This window comes from Mesorhizobium sp. M2C.T.Ca.TU.002.02.1.1, assembly GCF_003997225.1.
In genome coordinates, this window is the sequence record NZ_RZTO01000012.1 from 1 (window position 1) to 23,333 (window position 23,333).

20 protein-coding genes are annotated in these 23,333 nt (G+C 59.2%); 14 read left to right on the forward strand and 6 right to left on the reverse strand.

Going from position 1 to position 23,333, the window contains the following annotated elements:
• Positions 1-118 precede the first annotated feature (118 nt).
• The 8 genes from gmd to EOD07_RS01470 all read left to right on the forward strand — a co-directional run bounded on the left by gmd (position 119) and on the right by EOD07_RS01470 (position 8,990).
• Entirely contained in the window at positions 119-1,108 is a 990-nt protein-coding gene (gene gmd / locus EOD07_RS01435) for a GDP-mannose 4,6-dehydratase (protein ID WP_127233649.1), read from the forward strand.
• 22 nt (positions 1,109-1,130) lie between these two features.
• Positions 1,131-2,087 (forward strand): GDP-mannose 4,6-dehydratase, encoded by a 957-nt coding sequence (locus EOD07_RS01440; RefSeq protein WP_127233650.1) that lies wholly within the window; start codon positions 1,131-1,133, stop codon positions 2,085-2,087.
• 24 nt (positions 2,088-2,111) lie between these two features.
• Positions 2,112-2,897 (forward strand): ABC transporter permease, encoded by a 786-nt coding sequence (locus EOD07_RS01445; RefSeq protein ID WP_127233651.1) that lies wholly within the window; start codon positions 2,112-2,114, stop codon positions 2,895-2,897.
• 2 nt (positions 2,898-2,899) lie between these two features.
• Positions 2,900-4,126, forward strand: coding sequence for an ABC transporter ATP-binding protein (locus EOD07_RS01450; protein WP_127233652.1), 1,227 nt, complete (start codon positions 2,900-2,902; stop codon positions 4,124-4,126).
• Positions 4,123-5,241 (forward strand): class I SAM-dependent methyltransferase, encoded by a 1,119-nt coding sequence (locus EOD07_RS01455; RefSeq protein WP_245469751.1) that lies wholly within the window; start codon positions 4,123-4,125, stop codon positions 5,239-5,241. Before EOD07_RS01450 ends, EOD07_RS01455 begins: the two co-directional genes overlap by 4 nt.
• Positions 5,242-5,281: 40 nt before the next feature.
• Positions 5,282-6,880 carry a glycosyltransferase family 1 protein gene (locus EOD07_RS01460; protein WP_127233653.1) on the forward strand — a complete coding sequence of 533 codons (1,599 nt, stop codon included), beginning with the start codon at positions 5,282-5,284 and terminating at the stop codon, positions 6,878-6,880.
• On the forward strand, positions 6,877-8,040 hold the full coding sequence (locus EOD07_RS01465; RefSeq protein ID WP_127233654.1) for a glycosyltransferase: 1,164 nt from the start codon (positions 6,877-6,879) through the stop codon (positions 8,038-8,040). Before EOD07_RS01460 ends, EOD07_RS01465 begins: the two co-directional genes overlap by 4 nt.
• 245 nt (positions 8,041-8,285) lie before the next feature.
• Positions 8,286-8,990: a methyltransferase domain-containing protein gene (locus EOD07_RS01470; RefSeq protein ID WP_127233655.1), complete on the forward strand. Its 705-nt coding sequence runs from the start codon at positions 8,286-8,288 to the stop codon at positions 8,988-8,990.
• 120 nt (positions 8,991-9,110) lie between these two features.
• Here EOD07_RS01470 and EOD07_RS01475 read toward each other — a convergent pair whose 3' ends face one another.
• Genes EOD07_RS01475 through EOD07_RS01490 form a run of 4 tightly spaced genes read right to left on the reverse strand, consistent with a single transcriptional unit; the run spans position 9,111 to position 13,880 of the window.
• Positions 9,111-11,354 (reverse strand): hypothetical protein, encoded by a 2,244-nt coding sequence (locus tag EOD07_RS01475; RefSeq protein ID WP_127233656.1) that lies wholly within the window; start codon positions 11,352-11,354, stop codon positions 9,111-9,113.
• On the reverse strand, positions 11,341-12,222 hold the full coding sequence (locus EOD07_RS01480) for a hypothetical protein (protein ID WP_127233657.1): 882 nt from the start codon (positions 12,220-12,222) through the stop codon (positions 11,341-11,343). The genes EOD07_RS01475 and EOD07_RS01480 overlap by 14 nt, the downstream gene beginning before the upstream one ends.
• A 1-nt stretch (position 12,223) precedes the next feature.
• Complete coding sequence (locus tag EOD07_RS01485) at positions 12,224-12,865, reverse strand: class I SAM-dependent methyltransferase (protein ID WP_127233658.1); 642 nt, start codon at positions 12,863-12,865, stop codon at positions 12,224-12,226.
• Between the two features lie 4 nt (positions 12,866-12,869).
• Positions 12,870-13,880: a glycosyltransferase family 2 protein gene (locus EOD07_RS01490; protein WP_127233659.1), complete on the reverse strand. Its 1,011-nt coding sequence runs from the start codon at positions 13,878-13,880 to the stop codon at positions 12,870-12,872.
• A 196-nt stretch (positions 13,881-14,076) separates the two neighbouring features.
• On the opposite strand from EOD07_RS01490, the gene EOD07_RS01495 reads away from it, so the two are divergent.
• The 4 genes from EOD07_RS01495 to EOD07_RS01510 all read left to right on the forward strand — a co-directional run bounded on the left by EOD07_RS01495 (position 14,077) and on the right by EOD07_RS01510 (position 19,361).
• Entirely contained in the window at positions 14,077-15,201 is a 1,125-nt protein-coding gene (locus tag EOD07_RS01495; RefSeq protein WP_127233660.1) for a glycosyltransferase family 1 protein, read from the forward strand.
• On the forward strand, positions 15,198-16,316 hold the full coding sequence (locus EOD07_RS01500; RefSeq protein WP_127233661.1) for a glycosyltransferase: 1,119 nt from the start codon (positions 15,198-15,200) through the stop codon (positions 16,314-16,316). The genes EOD07_RS01495 and EOD07_RS01500 overlap by 4 nt, the downstream gene beginning before the upstream one ends.
• 261 nt (positions 16,317-16,577) lie before the next feature.
• Positions 16,578-18,602, forward strand: coding sequence for a nucleoside-diphosphate sugar epimerase/dehydratase (locus tag EOD07_RS01505; RefSeq protein ID WP_164772021.1), 2,025 nt, complete (start codon positions 16,578-16,580; stop codon positions 18,600-18,602).
• Between the two features lie 222 nt (positions 18,603-18,824).
• Complete coding sequence (locus EOD07_RS01510; RefSeq protein WP_127233662.1) at positions 18,825-19,361, forward strand: sugar transferase; 537 nt, start codon at positions 18,825-18,827, stop codon at positions 19,359-19,361.
• Between the two features lie 117 nt (positions 19,362-19,478).
• On the opposite strand, the gene EOD07_RS01515 is transcribed toward EOD07_RS01510, so the two are convergent.
• Complete coding sequence (locus EOD07_RS01515; protein WP_127233663.1) at positions 19,479-20,423, reverse strand: NAD-dependent epimerase/dehydratase family protein; 945 nt, start codon at positions 20,421-20,423, stop codon at positions 19,479-19,481.
• A complete protein-coding gene (locus EOD07_RS01520; RefSeq protein WP_127233664.1) occupies positions 20,420-21,712 on the reverse strand; it encodes an O-antigen ligase family protein in 1,293 nt (430 codons plus the stop codon). The genes EOD07_RS01515 and EOD07_RS01520 overlap by 4 nt, the downstream gene beginning before the upstream one ends.
• A 453-nt stretch (positions 21,713-22,165) precedes the next feature.
• On the opposite strand from EOD07_RS01520, the gene cysD reads away from it, so the two are divergent.
• Both cysD and EOD07_RS01530 read left to right on the forward strand, forming a co-directional pair.
• The gene (cysD, locus tag EOD07_RS01525) at positions 22,166-23,071 is read left to right on the forward strand and encodes a sulfate adenylyltransferase subunit CysD (protein WP_245469753.1); all 906 of its coding nucleotides are present in this window, start codon (positions 22,166-22,168) and stop codon (positions 23,069-23,071) included.
• Positions 23,072-23,073: 2 nt separating this feature from the next.
• Positions 23,074-23,333, forward strand: a 260-nt coding sequence (locus EOD07_RS01530; protein WP_245469755.1) for a GTP-binding protein, incomplete at its 3' end; no start/stop codon positions are given.

The following is a 23,333-nucleotide window of genomic DNA, read 5'->3' on the forward strand; positions in this document are numbered from 1 at the left end:
GCAAAGCGGGGAATATCTCGGCGAAGACGACATCGTGCGGTTCGATGACGTTTATGGCCGGGCCTGACGATTCATCGGCTCGCGGAGCCGGAGCGGAACAATAGTATCGAGAGCATTGATGACAAAGACAGCATTGATAACCGGCATTACCGGGCAAGACGGCGCCTACCTGGCGGAGCTTTTGCTTGCCAAGGGTTACGAGGTCCACGGACTTGCACGGCGCTCGAGCACGGCCGACGTCAACACGACGCGCCTGAAATGGCTCGGCATCGAGAAGGATGTCAGAATCGTCGACGGGAACCTGACGGACCTGTCCGGCCTGGCGCGAACCATGCGCGACGTAAGGCCGGACGAAGTCTACAACCTCGCCGCTCAATCCTTCGTCAAATCGTCCTGGCAGCAGCCGATCCTGACGGGCAACGTCACCGGCATGGGCGTCACCAATGTGCTGGAAGCGCTACGCCTCGAAATTCCCGAAGCGCGCTTCTACCAGGCCTCGTCGTCGGAGATGTACGGTCTTATCCAGGAGCCGATGCAGTCGGAGGCTACGCCCTTCTACCCCCGCTCCCCTTACGCGGTCGCCAAGCTCTATGGCCACTGGATCACCGTCAATTATCGCGAAAGCTTCGGCATCCACGCCTCGAGCGGCATCCTGTTCAACCACGAATCGCCACTGCGCGGCATCGAATTCGTGACCCGCAAGGTGACGGACGCGGTGGCGCGGATCAAGAAAGGCATGGCCAAGGAATTGCGGCTCGGCAATATCGACGCCAAGCGCGACTGGGGCCATTCGAAGGACTATGTCCGCGCCATGTGGCTGATGCTGCAACAGGACAAACCCGACGATTACGTCGTCGCCACAGGCAGGACGACGACCGTGCGCGACATGTGCCGGATCGCGTTTGAGCACGTGGGCCTGAAGATGGATGACTATCTTGTCATCGATCCCGACCTGTTCCGGCCGGCGGAAGTCGAAGTGCTGCTCGGCAATCCGGCCAAGGCCAAGCAAAAGCTAGGCTGGGAAGTCACAATCTCGCTGGAAGAGATGATCTGCGAGATGGTGGACGCGGATCTGGAACGCCATTCCAATCCGCCGAGCCGCGGGTGATCGGAAAGTCATTTTTGCCAACATGGTCGGTATGTTGACGCATCGCATCCTTGTAACAGGCGCCAGCGGGTTTGTCGGAACGGCGCTGCTGCAGTTGCTGGAGCGGGAGCACGCTGGCTGCAAGGTGTTCGAGCTTGGTCAAGGCGAAGGGCGGCGAAACCCGATCGATTTGCGGGACCGGGAGACGATCGATGATGCCATTCGCGAAATACAGCCCACCGCGCTTGTTCATCTGGCCGCGGTCGCTGCTCCTTCCGATGCGCGCAATGCGCCGCGGCATGCCTGGGACGTAAATGTGACGGGAACGATGAATCTGGCCGAATCCGTGATGCGCCATGCTCCGGAGGCCCGGTTCGTTTATGTGGGCAGCTCCGAAGCCTATGGAGCTTCTTTCCAGGACGCGGCTGGTCCTCTGACGGAAAACGCACCGCTCCGGCCGGTTAACGTCTACGGCGCCACCAAGGCGGCAGCAGACCTGATGATCGGCCAGATGTCCTATGACGGCCTGCGCGCCATCCGCTTTCGCCCGTTCAATCACACCGGACCTGGCCAGTCCGACACCTATGTGGTTTCCGATTTCGCGCGCCAGGTCGCCGAAATCATGTCGGGCAAGCGCGATCCTGTCATTCATGTCGGAAATCTCGAAGCCGAGCGCGATTTCCTCGACGTTCGTGATGTCGTGCGCGCCTACGCGACCGCCGCGGTTCAGGACCTCGAGACCGGCCCTGACTGCGTCTATAACATCGCGTCCGGGCGACCCCGCAGAATTCGGGACATCCTCGACGCGCTCATTGCACAGTCGGGCATGGCCATCGACGTGCGCGAAGACCCGGCAAAGCTCCGACCGAACGAGATCCCCGCTGCTTATGGTGATGCATCAAGGGCACGCGAAAGGCTGAACTGGGTGCCTCTGGTGCCGTTTGAGCAAACATTAGCCGATGTTTTGGGGTATTGGCGTCGGATGTCTAGCCTCCGCTGACGACCGCGTGCAAAAGGTCAACCTATGTTCCGAAGCCTGTGGCAATATCGCCATTTCATCCTTTCCTCCATCAGGGGCGATCTGAAAGGGCGTTTCGTGCGCTCGCGCCTGGGTGGCCTTTGGTTCCTCCTCCATCCGCTGGCGCAGGCGCTCATCTTCTCGATCGTGCTTTCGGAGGTTCTCAAGGCACGGCTTCCGGACACGGACATCCCGGCGGCGTATCCGATCTACCTCCTGTCCGGCATGGCCGCCTGGTCGTTGTTCAATGAGATACTGACGCGCAGCATGACCGTCTTTATCGAACAGGCGCCGGTGATGAAGAAGATCGCATTTCCGCGACTGTGCCTGCCGATCATCGTGGGAGGCACGGCGCTGATTAATCACCTGCTGCTGCTGGTTGCCATCTTCGTCATCTTTATTTTCCTGGGACACATGCCGGGTCGTGCATTGATCCTGCTGCCGATCGGGATTGTTCTGATCGCAGCCATCGGATTCGGTCTCGGCGTCATCCTCGGTGTCGTCAATGTGTTCGTTCGCGACGTTGCTCAGGTCATGTTGATCGTGCTGCAGCTCTGGTATTGGCTGACGCCGATTGTCTACCCGGCGAACGTGCTGCCGGAACAATACGCTTTCCTGCTCAACCTGAATCCACTCGCGCCGCTGACGGCGCTATACCAAGACGCCTTGCTGTTCGACCGCTGGCCGAGTGCGGAAAGCCTGGCCATGCCTGCTGCGTTGGGACTGGTGAGCATGGCTTTCGCGATTGTCTTCTTCCGGCGCGCGAGCCCCGAACTGATCGACGTGCTGTAGACATGACCGTGCTTTCCGTTAGTCATCTGTCGAAATGCTATGCGAACTACGCAAGCAGCCTCGAAAGGTTTGCCGGCTGGTTTGGCGCGCCGGTGAAGCCGATGGAGGAATTCTGGCCCGTGAGGGGGGTCTCCTTTTCCGTGATGGCGGGAGAGGCAGTTGGCCTGATCGGCCAGAACGGCGCCGGCAAGAGCACGCTTCTGAAGATGATCACCGGCACCGTGCGGCCGACCGAGGGCACCGCGCAGGTGGCAGGCCGCATCAGCGCCATTCTCGAGCTCGGGCTGGGTTTCAATCCGGAGTTTACCGGCCGCCAGAACGCCTTTCATGCCGGCGGCCTGATGGGACTTTCGCAATCCCGCCTGGCAGAGCTTATGCCCCAAATCGAGGACTTCGCCGAGATCGGTGAATTCTTCGACCAGCCGCTACGGACTTATTCCAGCGGCATGCAGGCGAGGCTGGCCTTTGCGCTTGCCACCGCCGAACGTCCGGAGGTGCTGATCGTCGATGAGGTGCTCTCGGTCGGCGACAGCTATTTCCAGCACAAGAGTTTCGATCGGATACGCAGCTTCAAGGCCGCGGGCACGTCGATTATCCTCGTCACCCACAGCATGGGCGATGTGAGATCATTGTGCGACAGGGTGATCCTGCTCGACAAGGGCCATGTTCTGAAGGACGGGCCACCCGACGAGGTGGTCGACTATTACAATGCGCTGATAGCGGCCAAGGAAAACGACAAGCTGACCATCGAGCAGCGGCGCCAAAGGGATGAATGGCTCTATAGTCGCAGCGGGAACAAGGCGGCTGCGGTCGAATCCGTGGTGCTGACTGACAGCGAAAGCGGAGCCCCGATAAAGACCGCGATCTCGGGGCGGTCCATGACGGTCCGGGCGAGAATTATCGCGAAGCAAGACATTCCGGAACTTGTTGTTGGTATCATGCTCAAGGACCGTACCGGCCACACCGTCTGGGGGACAAACACTTGGCACACAGGTCAGGTGCTTTCCGATGTCGCCGCAGGAGACGACATCGAGTGCCGCCTGCGCCTTACCTGCGCCCTGGGCCAAGGCTCATACGGCCTGTCGATCGCGCTGCACACGGGAGACGTCCACATCGACAGCAATTTCGACTGGATAGAAAACGTCGAGGTTTTCGACGTCGTCAATTCGGACCGTCCCTTCTTTGTCGGGACAAGCCGCCTTGAGCACGCGTTCGAGATTGTCCGATGAAGAAGAGTTTCGACGATCTGTACAAGGCCTTCGAGGACCGCTTTCGCGGATCGAGAGAGCACGTCAAGGAGCGGCTTCAGATCTACCAGCCCTTGCTGGCGCAGGTGCCGCGAAAGGCTGAGGGACCGACCCTTGCGATCGATCTCGGCTGCGGGCGCGGTGAATGGCTGGAGGTACTCGCAGAGGCCGGGCTGGAAGCCACCGGCGTGGACACGAATGCGCGCATGGCGCAGGAGGCCACCGACAACGGCCTCAAAATAGAATTGCAGGACGCGCTCGAACATCTTGTCGGCAGGCCGGACGACAGTGTGGCGGTCATTTCGGCCTTCCATATGGTCGAGCACGTGCCGACAGATTATCTGATCGGGCTGCTCGATGAATGCCGGAGGGTATTGACCCGCGACGGCCTACTGATCCTGGAAACGCCCAATCCCGAAAATGTCTCGGTTGGCACGCACACTTTTCATTTGGACCCGACACATAGAAGTCCCCTGCCGCCGACCCTGCTTGAATTCCTGGTGGAGCAGGCCGGCTTTGAGGAGACAGCGATCGTGAGGCTTAACGGCGCGCCGATGATCGAGGCGGGGCCGATCGAGCGCAGCGTCCACCTCATGTTCGAGGTGGCGCGCGATTATGCCTGCCTGGCAAGGAAGCGTGCTAAGGAAGGCCCAGAAGCGCTTGCTGGCTTTGTCCAAAGCACATCACAGCAGCATCCGGCCGACACCGGACGGATTAGGCAATGGCTCGGTTCGGCCGATGACGAGATCGCCGGTCTAAGCGCAGCCAGGGCGGAACTGACGTCACACACCGATCAGCTTCACCAACGGATCGCAAGCTTCACCGACCAAGCGCAGTCGATGCAGAATGAAATTGACGGATTTCGAGATGCGATTGCTTCTCTTGCGCACCACACGGGGAGCCTAGAGCCAGAGGTTGCTTCTCTTGCGCACCGCACGGGGAACCTAGAGGCAGAGGTTGCTTCTCTTGCGCACCGCAAGGGTATCCTAGAGGCAGAGATTACTCTAGCCCACCAGAAGCTCTCTGCTTTCGAGTCGACAATTGTGCAAAAAGTAATTAGGCGCGTTTCTGGCTTAATTTCGAAGCTTTCCAAGTAGGAGGCCCGCTCTTGCTCCCGAAAATCTCAGCGTCGACACCATGACAGCGGCCATGCCAAAACCAGAGTCAGCCAACCCGCCGGCTGCCGTTTCGTTACCTTCGCGAGGCCTTATCCTTGTTGATCTCAGCACAAGCTGGCGTCACCGATCTTCTCCTCCGGTCGGTATAATTCGATGCGAACATGAAATAGCGAGACATTTCCTCGCCGAATCTCCGCAGAACGTGATTTTTGGCTTTTTTTCAGAAGAAACTCAAAAATACAGTGAGATTCCCCAAGATACCGTGATTCAGATGATCACGAACTCCACCTCATCTGGAAGTTCTTCGTTACAAGAAAAGGAACTTTCGGATAAGCAGGAGCTGAACGACTTGGGTTATGGGAAGTCTTTTCCCAAAACTTTCCTGGCAGGCCTTTTATTCGCTAACTATATGATGGGGCGGGCTTCCAGATTCAGTAAGTGGCGCATAAAAGCCGCGACTTGGGCCAAGCAATATGTGGCTGGCAACTATGATGTGATTGATTTTGAATCTTTAACCCGAATAGCAAAATTCTGGACCGCCGGCCCCACCATTGACCTAAGAGGATCGCTCGGTGGCCTTCGCATGGCTTTGGTACATAGTGCACCTCCACCGGGCTCGACGCCGGTGCAGATCGACAAAGTTGCCACTATACTACTGCCTGGAGTTTTCTGGGAGGGAAGCAAAGCCAAATGGCTTTGGAGGGAGAGTTCCAAAGGCAACATTAGCGTAAAGCTGCTTTTGTTCGACCTTATTCCAATTGTTGTCCGTCAATTCTCTGAATCCGGCGCTGCGCAGAATTTTGCCGCTTGTCTTCACTACCTACTTTGGTCTTGCGATCATTTTTTCTGCATATCCGATAGCACTGCCCGTGATCTCAGGCAGTATGCTGACGCATGCGGCTACCTTCCGATTCCCGAAAGTAAGGTGGAAGTCTGCAGATTAGGTCCTGCACGCTTTGTTCATGACACTGATCCTAGCACTGGGGAGGGTCCGCGCATCCCAGGCTCCGAGAGGCTCGACCCCGGTAAGTTTGTCCTCTTTGTCAGTACAATTGAGTCACGGAAGAATCATGACTTTGCCTACCATCTGTGGCGTCGCCTTGCGGCAAAGCACGGTGCCAAGTTATTTCCTCTTGTTTTTGCCGGTAAGCTGGGTTGGGACACTGAGAGCCTCATGGGAAGGATCTCCCAAGACCCGGTCATAGGAGGGCGCCATATCGTCCACTTCAATAATGTTAGCGACGACCAACTGCGTTGGCTCTACGCAAATTGTGCGTTTACAATATTCCCGTCCCACTACGAAGGTTTTGGCATGACGGTGGCCGAAAGTCTGGCTTTCGGAAAGCCGTGCATAGCGTCGGTGGGTTCTTCCATAGAGGAAGCAGGTCAGGGGTTGGCGGATCATATCGATACACTGGATGGCGTAGCATGGCTGAAAAAAATCGAACAGTACATGTTCGATTTTAGCGCGCTGGAGGATAAGTCAAAAGCGATAAGAATTGGGTATAAGCCGTATGCGTGGGACAAGTTCACCGCTCCGATTGTTCGGCACATGCTTCAGTCGAGTGGCGCTATGCCTGGAATCGGTCTAAATATACCAACGAAAGATTTATCATGAGCTATGATGTTTCGTATATTGGTATTTATCCGATTAGTAAACCATATCATGGCGGACAAAGGCGAGTAAGAGCTCTTGTTGACTCACTTGTCGAAAGTGGCATGCGGGTTGACTATTTGCCGATATTCTCGAGCGTTTCCTATCCAGAATTCGATAGAGGTGAAAGCGAGTTTGCTTTTGGTAGAGAATTGCATACTGCGCTTCTTTCCGACGGGCGAAAGCAGGACCTTCACGCGCACTCGATATTCAATTTGGATCCCTCGTACAGGCGGATTCTCCTGGAGAGGATCAGGCGCTGTTCGCCGAAAATAATAATATTTGAGCAGCCTTGGCACGCAGCATTGCTGTCGGATCTCAAGGAAGGCGGTCTGGAGGGAGCGAAGATCGTCTACTCAAGCCAGAATGTCGAATCGCAGCTCATGGCATCCCCTGCCGATCGAAAAGAGGCAGAGAAGCTCGAACGGGAATTGGTCGCGGCGGCGGATCTGGTCGTTGCTTGCACCCAACATGATGCAGATGTTTATGCCGGGTGGGGGGCGAAGAGGATTTGCGTCTTCGGCAACGGCCACATACGCCGCAACGCTTCCGAGAGCCTGTTACGCTCCTGGCGGCACGAACTCAAGTACCGCAAGGTTGCTGTCTTTACCGGCAGCGCGCATCCGCCGAACGCGCAAGGTTTTTGGGAAATGTTTCTACCTGCTCCAGGATGTATACCGCCGGACGCGAGGTTGGTGGTCGTGGGAGGGGTTTGTGATCTTATTATGTCGTCTTCTCTATACTCGTCGAATAGATCGATATTTGCCGAGACGACATTGCTGATCGGGCGTCAGGAAGAAGATGCTTTAAACGCCTTGTTCGCGCTGGCAGAAGTTGTTGTTTTGCCGGTAACCTCAGGTGGTGGATCCAATTTGAAGACGGCAGAGGCTCTGCTTTCTTTGAAGCCGATCGTCGGTACGTCTAAAAGTTTTTGCGGGTTCGAGGAGTACAAGGCTCTACCTGGAATTAGCATTGCGGACGATCCAGTAGAGTTCAAGAGGGCTACCAGGGATATCCTATTGTACGGAAAGAAGTCCGAAAGACGTTTTGATGATGTGCGCAATTTGACTTGGGAAAACGTTTTGCGGGACTATCCAGCCTCCATAAAGAGCCTTGCGTTCTGATTGGGAGCGCAACTGATGTAAGCTCCCCGAATTACCGTACTCTGTTGCGTCCGCTCTTGCCGGCAGGGCAGGAGCGGATTTGTCGGGCAAGTCGCGCAAACCGTTCGCCGGTAGACGCTGTCCTAGTGCGCGGGCGCTTCAGGCTCCGAAAATGCGGTGCAAGATTCCTTCAGCGCCATAACAAATAGTTGCACGTACCGTGACGCAAGGCTAGCAGTCACGACGTCGGTTCAAAGGACAACAAGGTGGAGGTTGATGTGCCAAATACGCTTGCAAAAATCCGGCCGGATTTGCTCCATTATAAGAAGCTAAATTTAGGATGTGGCTGGGATATCCGGGAAGGTTTCCTTAACGTTGACCTTCACGACTTTCATAAACCAGACTACGTTGCCGATATCTTGGATTTGCATGAACTGCCAAGCGGCCACTACAATATCATTGTCGCGCAGGACGTGCTCGAGCACATCGAGCGAGCAAAGCAAGTGCCGGCACTCAAGGAGTGGGCAAGACTCCTATCGGCTCATGGGCGGCTAAAGGTTCGACTTCCAAGCCTTTTCGACATGCTGCGGATGGGAACCGGAAAGGGATGGTTCTCCATCCAAGCGCATGCCCATTTGGTCAACATGGTCTATGGAACCCAGGCATACAACGGCGATTATCATCTCGCTGGACATACTGCCTTGACGCTGGTGGATGCTGGGAAGCAGGTAAGCTTGGCGATAAGTCATGCTTCGGTCAAGGATGGCTGGCTGTTCGATGTTGAGTTCGCCAGGAATACCGAGGAACTTTCCAATGAGGAATTTGTCCACAACGTCTATTTCGAGGAACTCGGTCGGCCTGTGGATCCATCCGGCTTCCGAATGAGCTTGGACATTTTGGTTCGCCAAAGCCGAGACGCGCTTGTGGCCATCATCCGCGACTCTGCTGAGTGGAAATCCCTCCGCGCTTAGCTCTCGGCAAATCCACACCGGTTGCCGGGCCACTCACGATCAGCTTCGTCGTTCAGCGGCAAAGCCGATGTATGGACAGTCCGCTTCTTTGCCGCGTGTTGCTGAAGTGTCAGGGGTCGATCAAGGCTGAAGACAGGGCTCGTCTGCCTTGGTCAAGCACATTGCAATGAGACCCAGACCAAGAGGGCGAAGATCGCTCGATACCCCGGCGTCTTTCGGGGATTTCGCGTTAGGTATGGAGAAATATAAGTCCAAGATGCCAACACCTTGAGGCAATTCAAGCCGCTCTATCCTACGCGGCGCTTCAATCGTGAACTCCCATTCATCGGACTTTTTGCCGTTGATGCTAATCTCGATCTTCTGATCCGCTAGATTACCGCCAACGAAGCCCTGGGCGTCAAACTCGAGAACACTGCGCCCGCTGTCGGCGGGGAGATGGTAATGAAGGGTAGCGTGCTTGCCGATCGTCCAACGGCCCCAGTCCTCGGCGCCGACCCATCCATTGCCGCAAACAGCGCCAGTGTCGGAAAACTTCGCCGGAGAGGACAAGAAAAGGGAAATCCCTTCTTTGCAAAAATGTTTAGCGGAGAGCTCTGAAAGCTCTTCGCTGGATAGGCGGCGAAATTCTGGTTTAAGGCGGACGAAAGTGAAATTTTCGGTTCCGGAGATATCCACCATCCCTGATGATCGAATCTCGTCTATATAGGGTTGCATTTCGTCGAAGTACTGTGGCGGGTACGGCCATTGATGCGCAGCCCACAGCAGATCTATGTAGGGTATCGCTGCAACATCGGCATCCTTTTGCGTGAGCAGCCAAAGAATTCTTTTTGCGAAATCTGGGCCTGTCTTGCCGGCTTCGAACGCAAGCATCGTGTCGGGCCAATTTTCCATCGCAATGGTAAGATTCTTATCCCCGCCAACGTTATAGGTGCTGATATTCAACTTGCTTGCCATGTAGTTGACGAAGAAATCGTTTCGAAATGGCAGAAAAGCAACTTTCTCACCGGGCTGAAAGATTGGCTTCAGGTTTTCGATGTAGCGGTCTATCTCGTCGATCGCCTGTTCGGAATCAGTGTTGGCCGTCATAACCCCGGGGGCAGGGATGTTAAAGGCAATACCGGCCAATATGATTGCAATAGTAGCGCCGGACTGCACACGGCGACTTGCTACGTGTAGCGCAAGCAATGCCCATGCTCCAAACATGCCGAGCGCCACCCAACGGTAACTGGCCCGCATGTTGCTGAACCCGGGCAAATATGACAGCCACTCCGTTCCGGTTCGCCACGGTGCGTATTGGAGAGGCATCAAGGTACCGACACCGTTGGGCTTCAGGATATTCAATTTGAACGACGGTCCCAAAGCCATATAGAAACCGAAAACGGCGACAAGCAGGAATGTCGCCTTCAGCCTGGCGTCCGACGATTTCGTCGCCAAGGCGTAAGCTCCGGCGACGATCGAGACCAGTGCAAATGAGGCGCAAAGTACTGAAGCATCGCCGAAGTAGCTCTTTTCCTCACGGATCGCGCTGAAACCGAAAAGGTCAGAAAGCCACAGAATGCCGCGAGTTGGTAAAAAGAAGAACTCTATGTTTGCGCCGAAGGCTCGAAAAAGATCTAGATCATCTTTTTCAAAGATCGCCTTCCCGACATAGCTTTTGTAAAGAAAATAAGAAACAGCAAATCCTACCGCCACCATTGGAAATGTCTTGTATAATAACTCCATACGCTTCACCGAGCGCAAAGCAAACGCGACCGTCAGCAGGACGGCGGTCGCGCAAGCAAACATCATGAAGCTATAGCCATCCATGAAGACCGCAGACAACGCGGCAGCGATGAACAAAATGAACGATGGCAGCTTTCTCTCGTAATACACCAATTGCAATGCGGTGTAGAAATAGGCAGGCAAAAGCGCGATTCCGAGGGAGACCATTGAGTAATCTGCGTGCACCCATATGACTGGCGCCGTAAGCCATAGAAGGGCGCATAGAAGCGAAATACCGCTTCGTCCTCCGATATGTCGCACAAACCGGTATGCGCCATAGAAGGCAACGCCAAACCAGATGGCGAATGTCAACGAGTACGCATCGGCCGGAGGGATGCCTATCTTCAAGAAGAGCGCAGTCGGCAGGGCCGCGGCGAGCCCAAAGGAGATCGGGGCAGGACTCGGTAACCCAAAATTTGTTGCGTAAATTGAGAGGCCATTCGCGAAGGACTGCGCGAAACCCAGCATCCAGATGGCTTGCCCGGTCGTAGGCACCATCAGACCGGGAAGGGCGCCATTGACAAAGAGCGCAAAGAAAAGCGCTATCGCGGCCAGCAGGCCAAAACCGACCTTGTAGAATGTGGTTCCGCTAGTTTCGTTCATCGCCCACCCGATAGAAATGCCCGGCGATCTGGCCGCCGGCAAAAAACAAAAAATCGCCCAGAACGGTAATCACCCGCCCGATCACCACTGCCATCAGGATAACGGGCTCGGCGTTGAAGCCGCCGAGGAGAGCCATCAGTATCGCCTCCCTGATGCCGATGCCGGCCGGGGCGCCCGGTGTCACAAGCCCCACGAGCCAGGCAACCACGTAGGCGCCGGCTATCGCCGGATAGAGCGCGATGCCGCAGGAACCGCCGCCGAGATCACTCGCTATGGCAAAAACCAAGCCTGAGAGCGCGAGAAAGGCGAGGTAGAAGGCGGCGGCCGCGCCAAAATCCGCTCCCCCCATGCGCATGGCCAGCCAAAGCACGATAGCCACCCCCCCGACGAAAGAAATCCAACCGAACCAATTCGGCAACCCAGGAAGAGCCAGCGGCAACACAAGCGGCGAGAAGAGAAGTCCGCCAACAATAAGAAAGGCCAGCTCATAAACAGTAGACTTGGCTAGTGGACCATTGCCGATGCCGGCGGCCAGGCCGATCGCCTGTCGGCCCGCAAACTGGAAAATATTGCCTGGGACATATTTGGCGAGTTGCGAGATGGCATAGGTCCGGGTCGCCCAAGACCGCGAAACGGAAATGCCAAGGTGGTGCATAAGATGTCGCCAGCCGAGGGCCAGCAGCAGGTTCGACGCTCCATAGACTCCGGCCAAGGCCGCGATAGCGGCGTAGCTGCCAGCTCCCATTCGGCGCAAGTCGATCTCGCCAGCGTAGCCATGGAGCCTGATCCCCACGAAAACAACACCAGCCAATCCTAGGAAAGCCCCAACGCGATTGAGCCATATCCTGGCGCTCGGGCTGAGCGCCATGTCAGCGTCTTTTCTTCGACTTGCAATGCAGCATCGTCCATGGCAGCGGCGCCAGAATCTCCACGACGTCGAAAAATTGTGACGCCAACGAGACGAAACCGCCCTGCGACCAGTGCTGCAGATGGCCCGGCGTATTGCCAAGGGCCAACACATATTTCCCGCGCGCCAGATTGAGCACGCGCCAAAGCGGTTCCCGCGGCACGCTCAGGATAAGGTCCGAGGTTGTGATGCGCTGCAGCGCTTGCAGCGCCTTTTGGGGCTCCTCGAGATGCTCCATCACCTCGCAGCACACGATCAGGTCGGCTCTGTCACGCTCCGGCTCAACGTCGTAAATGCTGCGGACAGCGAAGCGCTCAGGCGCCAGGCCGCGTGCGCGGGCGTTCTCCTGTGCCATGCCGATGACCTGGGTGGAGAAATCGCTGCCGCTCGCATTGATGCCCTGAGCAAGCCAGCGCATGACCCAGTACCCTTCTCCGCATCCAACCTCATGAATGCTGCCCGGATTGACCTTGGAGACGAGGCCGGACAAAGAACTCTCGAAGCCCTGCACCATCCGGCGGGCGATAGGGTTTCGCGTGCCATATTTGTCATAGGTGTTTCCTATGACGATACCGTCCTCCGCTTGTCCGCCGGCTACTTTCATCGGCCTATGCCGCTTCCTTGTCGCGTGCGAAAGTCTTGGTGCCTTCGCCTTGGGTCGACCGTTGCGTGTAGCGAATGTCTTCGAGAAGCTTGCGATTGGCGGCTATCACGTCAGCCAGAAAGGCGACCAGAAGGGACTGGAAGCCCATGCCCATGAGCGCCCCCGCCAACACGACAGACTGGACGTGGCCGCTGACACCTTCGGTCAGATAAAAATACAGGAAGCGCAGGCCGAGCAGGAAGCCAAGTCCGAAAAGTAACGCAGCGACAATGCCGAAGAAGCGCGCCGGCTGGTAGATGACGAAGATGCGCACGATGGTGAAGATCGAGCGCTTTATGTAGGATGGAATGCTCTTGACCAGCCGCGACGGCCGCAAATCGCCGTTGACGCGGATCGGCACCGAAACCACGCGCATGTTCTTGCGGCCGGCTTGGATGATGGTTTCCAGCGTATAGGTGTAGCTGTTGAACAGCATCAGCCGTTGCGCGGCATCTCGCGAGATGGCGCGAAATCCGCTCGGCGCGTCCTGCACGTCGGTTCCGCTACTGACCCGAACCACCCAACTGCCGATCTTCTGCAGGAGCTTCTTGATCGGGGAGAAATGCTCGATTTCCGATATTGGCCGGGCGCCGATAACCATATCCGCGCGCCCTTCCAGCACCGGATTGACGAGGGCCGGAACGTCGGCTGCATGATACTGGTTGTCGGCATCGGTGTTGACGATGACGTCCGCGCCCCGGGCCAAACAGGCTTCGATGCCCGTCATGAAGGCGTAAGCAAGACCACGATTGCTGGTGTGCCTCACGATGTGATCGACACCGTTTTCCCTGGCGACCCTGACCGTTTCGTCCGTGCTTCCGTCATCTATCACCAACCATTCGACGCTGCCGAAGCCTGGGACGGCCCGCGGCAGATCGCTCAGCGCTATCGCCAGGGTTTCGGCTTCGTTGTAGCAGGGAATCTGGATAATCAGCTTTGGCAGAAGACCGCTCTCGAATTGGGAAGGTTGGGCTATCGTGCCTCTACCATCGTGAGGCCGAGGTGCAAGCGGTTTTCACCAGCCGAGACTATCTTTCCACCTTCACGTTACCAAATTAGCGCAGTGTATGTTAGGGCTAGTCTCGCTCTCCGGGCGGATTGCGCGCCCAACGCTGGCCCTTTTCGCGATGCAAATGTCCGGAATCAGTGGTCCATTCATTCCGGAGAAAATATTGAAAATCGCCATCGATGGCAGAAACCTGAGATCGCCCACCGATGGCATCGGCCGGTTCGTCCACAATGCGATCAAGGCTTTGGCGGCACAGGGCGCCGATGTGGTGGTCTACGCGCCGGACGTGGTCAGCGAAAGCTACGACATTCCGCCTGGTGTTTCCGTGCAGTCTGCCGGCTTCACAGGGCCTCTCGCCAGAATCTTCTGGGGGCAGTCGGTGCTACCCTCGCTGGCGCGGCGCAACCGCGTGGAGGTTCTCTGGGGGCCTTCGCATCGGCTGCCCTTCGTTCTCGATAGCCGCATCGCAAGGGTGGTCACAATTCACGATCTTGTCTGGCGGCATGCCGCGCGCACCATGCGAACCCGCACGTTGATGGGCGAATGCTTGCTGATGAAGCCGGCATTGCGGACTGCCGATGTCGTGGTTGCGGATTCGACGGCCACGGCAAGCGCGTTGATGGCCGAGTTTCCTTGGCTGAAATCGCCGGTCCCGACGGTCTTTCCAGGTACGGCTACACTGCCGACTCCTGGCGATGTTTCGAGCTTGGAGCTGCTCGGCATCACTAGGCCCTACGCGCTTTTTGTCGGCACGCTCGAGCCGCGGAAGAATCTCGCCAATCTGATAAGGGCCTTTGGCCTGCTGTCGGACGGCACCCGCGCGGGCTGCGACCTTGTCATCGTCGGCGGCAAGGGATGGAAACAGACGGGCCTGGCCGATCTCGTGCGCGCCGGTGGGCTCGAGGCGAATATCAAGTTTACCGGCTTCGTCGACGATGGCGTGCTCGCCACGCTTTACGCGAATTGCCTGTTCCTGGCGATGCCGTCGCTCTATGAGGGATTCGGCTTTCCGATCGTCGAGGCTCATTCCTTCGGCAAGCCGGTGCTGACGTCGAACACGTCGTCAATGCCTGAAGTCGCCGGAGACAGTGCCGTCCTTGTCGACCCGAACGACCCGGTGGCGATCGCCAACGCATTCGACCGGCTCAGTACGGACACCGAGTTCCGCAAGCGGATCGCCGCCGGCGCGCTCAGCAATGCCGGGCGCTTCACCTGGGAAAATCACGCCAAGGGCATGCTGCGGATCTTCGAGCAAGCCATCGGGCAAAGACGGAAGACCAGCGCGTGAAAGTCCTGCATTTCTTCAAGACCTACTGGCCCGATACCTTCGGCGGGGTAGAGCGGACGATCCATGCCATCGCTCAAAGCACGGCTGCTTATGGCGTCGAAACCGAAGTGCTGTCACTGAGCCGGACACCAGAGGAAAACACCCGACGCCTTGATGGACATATGGCCGTGAAGGCCAGGCTCGATTTCGAGTTGGCGTCGACCGGATTTTCGCGTGAAGCCTTTCGAAAGTTCCGTGTGCTCGCTGGAGGGGCCGACCTGGTCCACTACCATTTCCCATGGCCATTCATGGATATCGTTCATTTCCAATCCGGCCACGGCAAGCCGGCTGTCGTCACCTATCATTCCGACATCGTCAAACAGCGGCTCATCCTGCCCTTCTACCGGCCCTTGATGATGCGCTTCCTCGGGGCTGTCGACACGATCGTGGCGACATCGCCGAACTATCTCGAGTCGAGTCCTGTTCTGAGGGCATTCAAGGCCAAATCGAAGGTCATCCCCATCGGCATCGACGAGGGCGCCTATCCAACGCCAAGCGAGGCCGACGACGCCTGGTGTCGATCGGCGGTCACCGAGCCCTTCGTGCTGTTCGTCGGCGTCCTGCGCTACTACAAGGGGCTGGATGTCCTGATCCAGGCAGCCGGTAAGGCGCGGTGCAAGATCGTCATTGCCGGCTCGGGCCCGGTCGAGCGCGAACTTAAACAACAGGCAAAGACGCTGGGCCGCGACAACGTGATTTTCCTTGGCGAGATCGCCGAGCCGCGCAAGATGGCGCTGCTCCGCAACTGCCTTGGCTTTGTCTTTCCTTCGAATCAGAGATCGGAGGCCTACGGTATTTCGCTCGTCGAGGCGGCCATGTGCGGCAAACCGGCGATTTCTTGTGAAATCGGCACAGGCACAAGCTACGTCAATGAACCCGGCCAGACCGGGCTGGTCGTTCCCCCATCGGACCCGGTACAGCTTGCCGAAGCGATCAACCGGCTGGTCGAGCAGCCGACCGAGGCGGCGAACTGGGGACGAGCCGCGCGCGAGCGCTACGTTCGCCTATTCACCGCCGAAAGGATGGGGAAATCCTACGCCGAACTCTACCGCGAGTTCGAGAACCGCAAAGGTTGAACGGCCAGGCCGAGCACCGTCTGCCCGGTTCAATGAAGAGCCTGACATTTTATTACTGTCGCACTATCGCCTGCTGAGCTCATGACACTTGGCCGATCGGCGCTCCCGCAAAAAACTTCTGGCTCTCCCGCCCGCTCCGCGCTAATGCGGTAGCCGGGTGACGGGGTTGCGGATTTTGCAATCTAGAGTAGTGGCGGACGATGGTCGGTCCGGCGCGGTTCTGGTATGCATGGCCTCACGCCTGGAGTTCAGTACTACCCAATGACCGCCTATGTAGAAGCCGTATCGGAACTCAGACCGAGGATGCGGCGCGCCATCATCATGGTCCAGGATCTCGTCATGGTCCTGGTCGCGGTGGCGCTTAGCCTCACCCTTTCGCAGTCGCGGCTGTCGTTCGACGCGTTCTCCCCCGGCGGGCTGGCCTGCTGGGCGCTCATCGTGCTCATCGCCCATCTTTTGTTCCGCTATTGTGGTCTTTACAACACCGTCTGGCGCTTTGCCTCAACGCCCGACTTCTTCAACATCTTGAAGGGCTGCGGCAGCCTGACGGTGGTCCTCTATCTGGCCTCGCTTGGCTTCCGCTTCTTCTTCCAGCCTGTCATGGGCCTCAACGAGCGCCAGTTCATCGTCTTCTTCCTGGTCTCCTTCACCATCATCTCGGCGCCCAGGCTCTATTATCGCTTCCTGCGCGACGGCGCGAGCTGGCGCATCCTGCGCCGCGCGGCCGGCGATGCCTCGACCAAGCAGGCGCTGTTCATCGGCCGGTTGAGCGAGGCGGATGTGATCGTGCGCTTCACCCGCACGGCCCAGCCCGCCGAATACGCCATCGCAGGCATCATGGCCACCGAGAGCGACGCGCCGCTCGGCACGCAGATCCAGGGCGTCCCGGTCGTGGCGGTCAGGCCGCGCCTGGTCGAGGTGCTGGAAGACTATGTCAAGGGCACGGAAAACCTCGATCTTCTGATCTTCGGCCAAGGGGTCGAGCGCGAGATCGAGGACTATGCCGAGCTGGTGCGCGTCGCCCGCCACAGCGGCATCGGCGTCGTCCAGTTTTCCGGCCTGTCGGAACTGGGGCAGGGCGGCAAGCTGGTTCTCGACGCCGTCGAAATGGAAACCATCATGCGCCGCTCGGCGGTCGCCACCGACACCGCGCGCATCGGCACCTTCGTCGGCGGCAAGCGCGTGATGGTCACGGGCGGCGCCGGCTCGATCGGCCGCGTGCTGGTCAAGCGCGCGCTGGAACTGGGCGCCGAGGCGGTGCTGGTGGCCGACAATTCCGAGTTCGGCATCTTCCAGCTCGATCAGCAGACCAATGACGGCGACCGCGAGCGGCTGACCAGCCGCATCGTCGACGTCACCGACCGGCCTCACATGACGCGCCTCGTCACCGAGTTCAAACCCGCGATCATCTTTCATGCCGCGGCGCTGAAGCACGTGCCGCTGCTCGAGGAGAATTGGGAAGCGGCGATCGAGACGAATGTCTTCGGCACGCTTGCCTGCGCCGAGATCGCCGCCGAATGCGGGGTGCCGCAGTTCCTGCTGATCTCCAGCGACAAGGCTGTCGACCCGACCTCGGTGCTGGGCGTCACCAAGCGGGCGGCCGAACAGATCGTCTCTTCGCTGCATGAGGCCCAGGCCGCGTCGCCGCCGCGCGCCGGCGCGGCGAACGGCCACGCCGGCGCCCCCGATTTGCGTCGTTCGGGCACGAAATTCATCGCCGTGCGCTTCGGCAATGTCTTCGGCTCCAACGGCTCGGTGGCGACCATCTTCCAAGCGCAGATCGAGGCCGGCGGTCCGGTCACCATCACCGACCGGCGCATGACCCGCTATTTCATGACCGTGGCAGAGGCCGTCGACCTCGTCATCATGTCCGCCGCCGATGCCGAGCAGCGCCAGGGCGCGGATGACTACGCCATCTACATGCTCGACATGGGTAAGCCCGTGCCGATCCTCGAAGTCGCCGAAACCATGATCCGCATGGCCGGCAAAAGCCCCTACACCGACATCCCGATCCGCTTCACCGGCATCAGGCCCGGCGAGAAGCTGCACGAGACGCTGCACGCCGAGAACGAGGAGGTGGTCAAGCTCGACATCGCCAAGATCTTCGGCCTCAGGACAGGCGTCGTCGAATGGCCCAGGATCGAGGTGGCCCTGCCGGCGCTGGTGGCCGCCATGCACGACCGGGACAAGGCCGCGGCGCTTGCCATCCTGGCCGGACTCTACAGGGAAGACATTGGCGGCCTGCGCGAAGAGGCGGCGCCGAAAGCGGCCGGGCAGATCGGCTAAGCATGTCTCCCGAAAGTGGAAACCGGTTTCGTGATAAAAATATGCATAAAATCAAAAACTTGAAGCGCATAGTGTGCTTTAAACCTGTGTCGCGCACCTGCAATTGGTCATTGAAGCCTGCTCGAACGTCGGCAATTGAATGGTTCTGAAACCGTGACCAGATCAGCGCGTCCCCATTCTCACGGGCATGGATGGCTCGGCCTTCGTCGCCGGATCTGAGCCATGACGGCGAAGCGCGCGCTCGACCTTGCGGTCGCTGTTCCGATGCTGGCGCTGACGTCGCCGGTCCTGCTTGTCGCGATGCTGGCAATCCGGACAACGTCGGCCGGCCCGGCCATCTTCTCGCAGATCCGCGTCGGCCGGGGAGGAGTCCTCTTTGCCTGCCGCAAATTGCGCACCATGTATCGCGCAACGCCGTCCTTGCCCACGCATGAGGCGCCGGCCGGTTCGGTCACTGCGGTCGGCAAGGTTTTGCGCGCAACCAAGATCGACGAATTGCCGCAGCTCTGGAACGTGATCAAGGGCGAGATGAGCCTTGTGGGCCCTCGTCCATGCCTGCCGACGCAGACGAAACTGATCGAACGGCGCAAGGAGTTGGGCGTGCTTGCAGCACTTCCGGGCATCACGGGGCTGGCGCAGATCAAGGGGATCGACATGTCCGATCCAAGACTTTGCGCGGAGACCGATGCGGTCTACACCAAGGCCGCTTCGACCGGCCTGGACCTCAAGATATTGCTGGGCACATTCTTCCGCGCCTAAGCAGGTTCCGCAAAAGTGTCCCGCAGTTTTGCGATCAAAACCTGCGAGAAACCAGGGAATCTAAGCAGATATTCGTGGGATAATATCCACGAATATCCGCTTAGCGCGATTGACCGTTCACGGATGCGACGGGCCGCTTCCCTGTCGTGCCAGTTCCTCAAGCCGGCCGAGCGTGTCGGCCTCCCGTTCCCAGCCTTCCGAGGCGAGCAACGACGAATCGCAGACCTGCGTCGCCATCAGAGCCTGCCAGGTGGCCTGTCTGCCGGCGAGCGTGGCCAGCATCCGGAGCGGCCAGGCGGGCATGGGCAGAAGCCGGGCGGGCCGGCCATATCCGCGCCGGAACGCGGTGATGATTTCGGACATCGCAACCGGCGAAGCGTCGCCGAGCACATAGATCGGGCGCGGCGGCGCGGGACGGGTCAAAAGATGCGCCACGGCGCCGGCCACGGCGTCATGCGAGACGAGCGAACGAACCGCCGTCAGGGCGCCTGTCGGCAATGGCAGGCCGGTGGCCGCCAATCGTATCAGCGCGCGCAGATTTCCCTTCATGACTTCGCCATAGACCGGCGGCAGCCGCAGCGCCGTCGCGCCGTCGCGTCCGGCCGTTGCAAAAGCCTCCAGCATTGCGATCTCGCCTTCGCGCTTGGAGCGCCCATAGGCGCATTGCGGGGCAGGGGGCGTGGCTTCGTCGATGGTGCCGCTGAAGCCGGCGCCCACCACGGCGCGGATCGAGGAGAGATAGATGAAGCGCCCGTCGGCGCGCGTGGCGGCGGCCTGGGCGAGCCGTCCGGTCAGCGTCGCATTGACCGTCCGGAAGTCGGCCGCGCCGGCACCGCGATCATTGTTGAGCGCCGCGCAATGGACGACATGCGTCACGTCGCGCATCAGCGCCAGGAAGGCTTCCCGCGGCGCATCGGCGCCGGGCAGCGCGACGGCATCGTTCGTGCCTGCCAGCCGTTGCGGCAGGCGCGAAGCGATCCGTATGTCGAATCCGGCTTCGCGCAACCGGCTGACGACCCGGCGCCCGACGAGGCCTGTCGCGCCGGTGACCAGGACCTTCATGGTTGCGGGCTGGCGCCCGGCGCCATGGCGGGCGCGCTCTCCCCGGTCGGGGCAATCGTGCGCCCGGACGCAAGGTAAGTTCCCACAATCAGGAACACCATCAGCGTCGCGTCGAGGATATCGTGGCCGACGAGAATGCCCGCCATTCCGCCGGTGAGATAGGTAATGACCGCGACAAGGATCATCGTCGCGCCGAACCGCTCCACCGGATCGACGCGGAGGCGCAGCGTCCTTGCCGCGTTCCATGCGGCAACGATGAAGATCGACGCCAGGGCCAATGCCCCCAGCAGGCCGGCCTCGACCATCGCCGTCAGGAAGCCGTTGTGAAAATGGCTGAAGCCCGCGCTTAGACCGAACTGCTCGTGAAACCCCTGCTTCATCAGCGCGCGGCTCGCCGAGATGCCATGACCGAAAATCGGCATCTCGCGAACCGCGGCAAAGCCGATTTCCCACATCGCCACGCGCAGGCCGAGCGCCGTCGAATGGTCGTCATTGGCATTCAGCGCGTCCCAGTCACTGACCAGAAAGTCGGTTCGATCCATGATGACGCGAGAGCCGATGGCGGCGATCACCAGGGCGACCACGACGCCGATCACCGCGAAGCGCGCCATGCTGGCGTTGGTGAACCGGCGGCGATTGACGAGAAGCACGGCGATGCCGGCCATCGGCATGGCGACCCAGATCATGCGCGACGCCGAATAGACAACCGCCAGGGCTCCGGCCATCGCCGCCAGGACCAACAGCTTCCAGTGTTTCTCGATGCCGGACAGCGCGCCGGCCAGGCATAACATGACGGCAAGGCAGGTCGTGGTTGCAAAGACGATCGCGTTTCCAGCGCCGCCCTCGGCCCTCATGCCGAGCCAGTGATACTGGAATACCGCGATCGCCAGCGCGCCAAAGCAGGCCGCGGCGCTTGCCAGGATGGCGATGCGTGCCAGGGCGGTCTTCTCGGTGATGCTCCAGGTCGAATAGGAGATCGGGAAAAGCAGGAAGGTGATCAGCGGCAGGAAAAACCGCAAATCGGCGGCCAGCCTGCCGTTGACGACCGAAGCGAGAACCATGGCCGCGCAATAGGCGTAGATCGCCGTGGTCAAGGCGAGCATCGGCCCGTCGATGTTGAAGCGCCGCCGCTTTATGGCGAGCAGCAGCACGGACCACACGCCGCCGGCGTTGAAGGTGATGCTGACCAGCGATCCAAGCACCGGCGGCGAAAAAAAGCAGACGATCGAGAAATAGAAATTGATCTGGGCGGGCGTGAGGTGGCGCCGGAGCTTTGTAAACGGATTCAATGCTTCGCTTCGCAATTTCCAGGTTGCGCCCGGATCTCCATCGAGCCAGCCAAAGGCCGCCCCGCCGATCTCCGTTTGCCGCGCCTTGCCCGTTCCCCGAGCCGGTATAGCGGCTGGCGCCGCCCCGCGATAGTGCGGTCGACAAGGTTCCGACAGAAACCCTCGATCCGGCGAAGATCGGGAGCCCGGAATTCTATGAAGGCCACGGCCTTTCCCCGCTTCCGCGTTTCGACAGTTCTGGCAGGATTTTCCGTGTTGCCGGCCATGCTTGGAAAATTCGTTCTATAATGGCCTCGCGCCGCGCGGGTCTTGCATTGTTATCCGCGGCGCCGATCTGTTAGAACGCCCGCACGAAACAGTTTGTCCGAAGTGAAATTTGCGCCCGGGCGGCATGGGATTGCGCCTGCAATGCAAGATTTCCGCTCGACGGCACGAGAGAACGCTCGACGCTCCATGAATATCGCGCTCACGCATCTACAGCGGCTCGAGGCCGAATCCATCCATATCTTCCGCGAGGTCGCGGCCTCTTTCTCCAAGCCGGTGATGCTCTATTCGGTCGGCAAGGATTCTTCCGTGCTGATGCACTTGGCGATGAAGGCCTTCTATCCGGCCAAGCCGCCTTTCCCGTTCCTGCATGTCGACACCACCTGGAAGTTTCGCGAGATGATCGCCTTTCGCGATCAGATGGCGCAGAAGCTCGGCTTCGACCTTTTGGTCCATGTCAATGAGGATGGCGTGCGCGAGGGCATCAATCCCTTCGACCACGGCTCCAACACCCACACCCATGTGATGAAGACCGTGGCGCTGCGCCAGGCGCTCGACAAATACGGCTTCGACGCGGCTTTCGGCGGCGCCCGCCGCGACGAGGAGAAGTCACGCGCCAAGGAACGCATCTTTTCCTTCCGCAACGCCCAGCATGCCTGGGACCCGAAGAACCAGCGGCCGGAAATGTGGAAGATCTTCAACACCCGCATCGCGCCGGGCGAGTCGATCAGGGTCTTTCCGCTGTCCAACTGGACCGAGCTCGACATCTGGCAGTACATCCTGCAGGAGAACATCCCGATCGTGCCGCTCTATTTCGCCAAGGAGCGGCCGGTGGTTGAGCGCGACGGCATGCTTATCCTCAAGGATGACGAGCGCATGCAACTGCGTCCGGGCGAGACGGTCGAAAACCGCCTCGTGCGCTTCCGCACGCTGGGTTGCTATCCGCTGACCGGCGCGATCGAATCGGAAGCCGACACGCTGGAAGCCATCGTCGGCGAGATGCTGACTGCCCGCACCTCCGAGCGCCAGGGCCGCCTCATTGACCGCGACGAGGCAGGCTCGATGGAAAAGAAGAAGCGCGAGGGTTATTTCTGATAATGCGCCACATCATGGCCAAGAGCCTCGCCCCGACCGATTCGATCCGCGACTACATGGCCGCGCAGGAGAAGAAGTCGCTGCTGCGCTTCCTCACCTGCGGCTCGGTCGACGACGGCAAGTCGACGCTGATCGGCCGGCTGCTCTCCGACACCAAGCAGATCTTCGAGGATCAGCTTGCGGCATTGGAGAAGGATTCGCGCAAGCATGGCACCACGGGCGACGACATCGACTTCGCGTTGCTGGTCGACGGGCTGGAGGC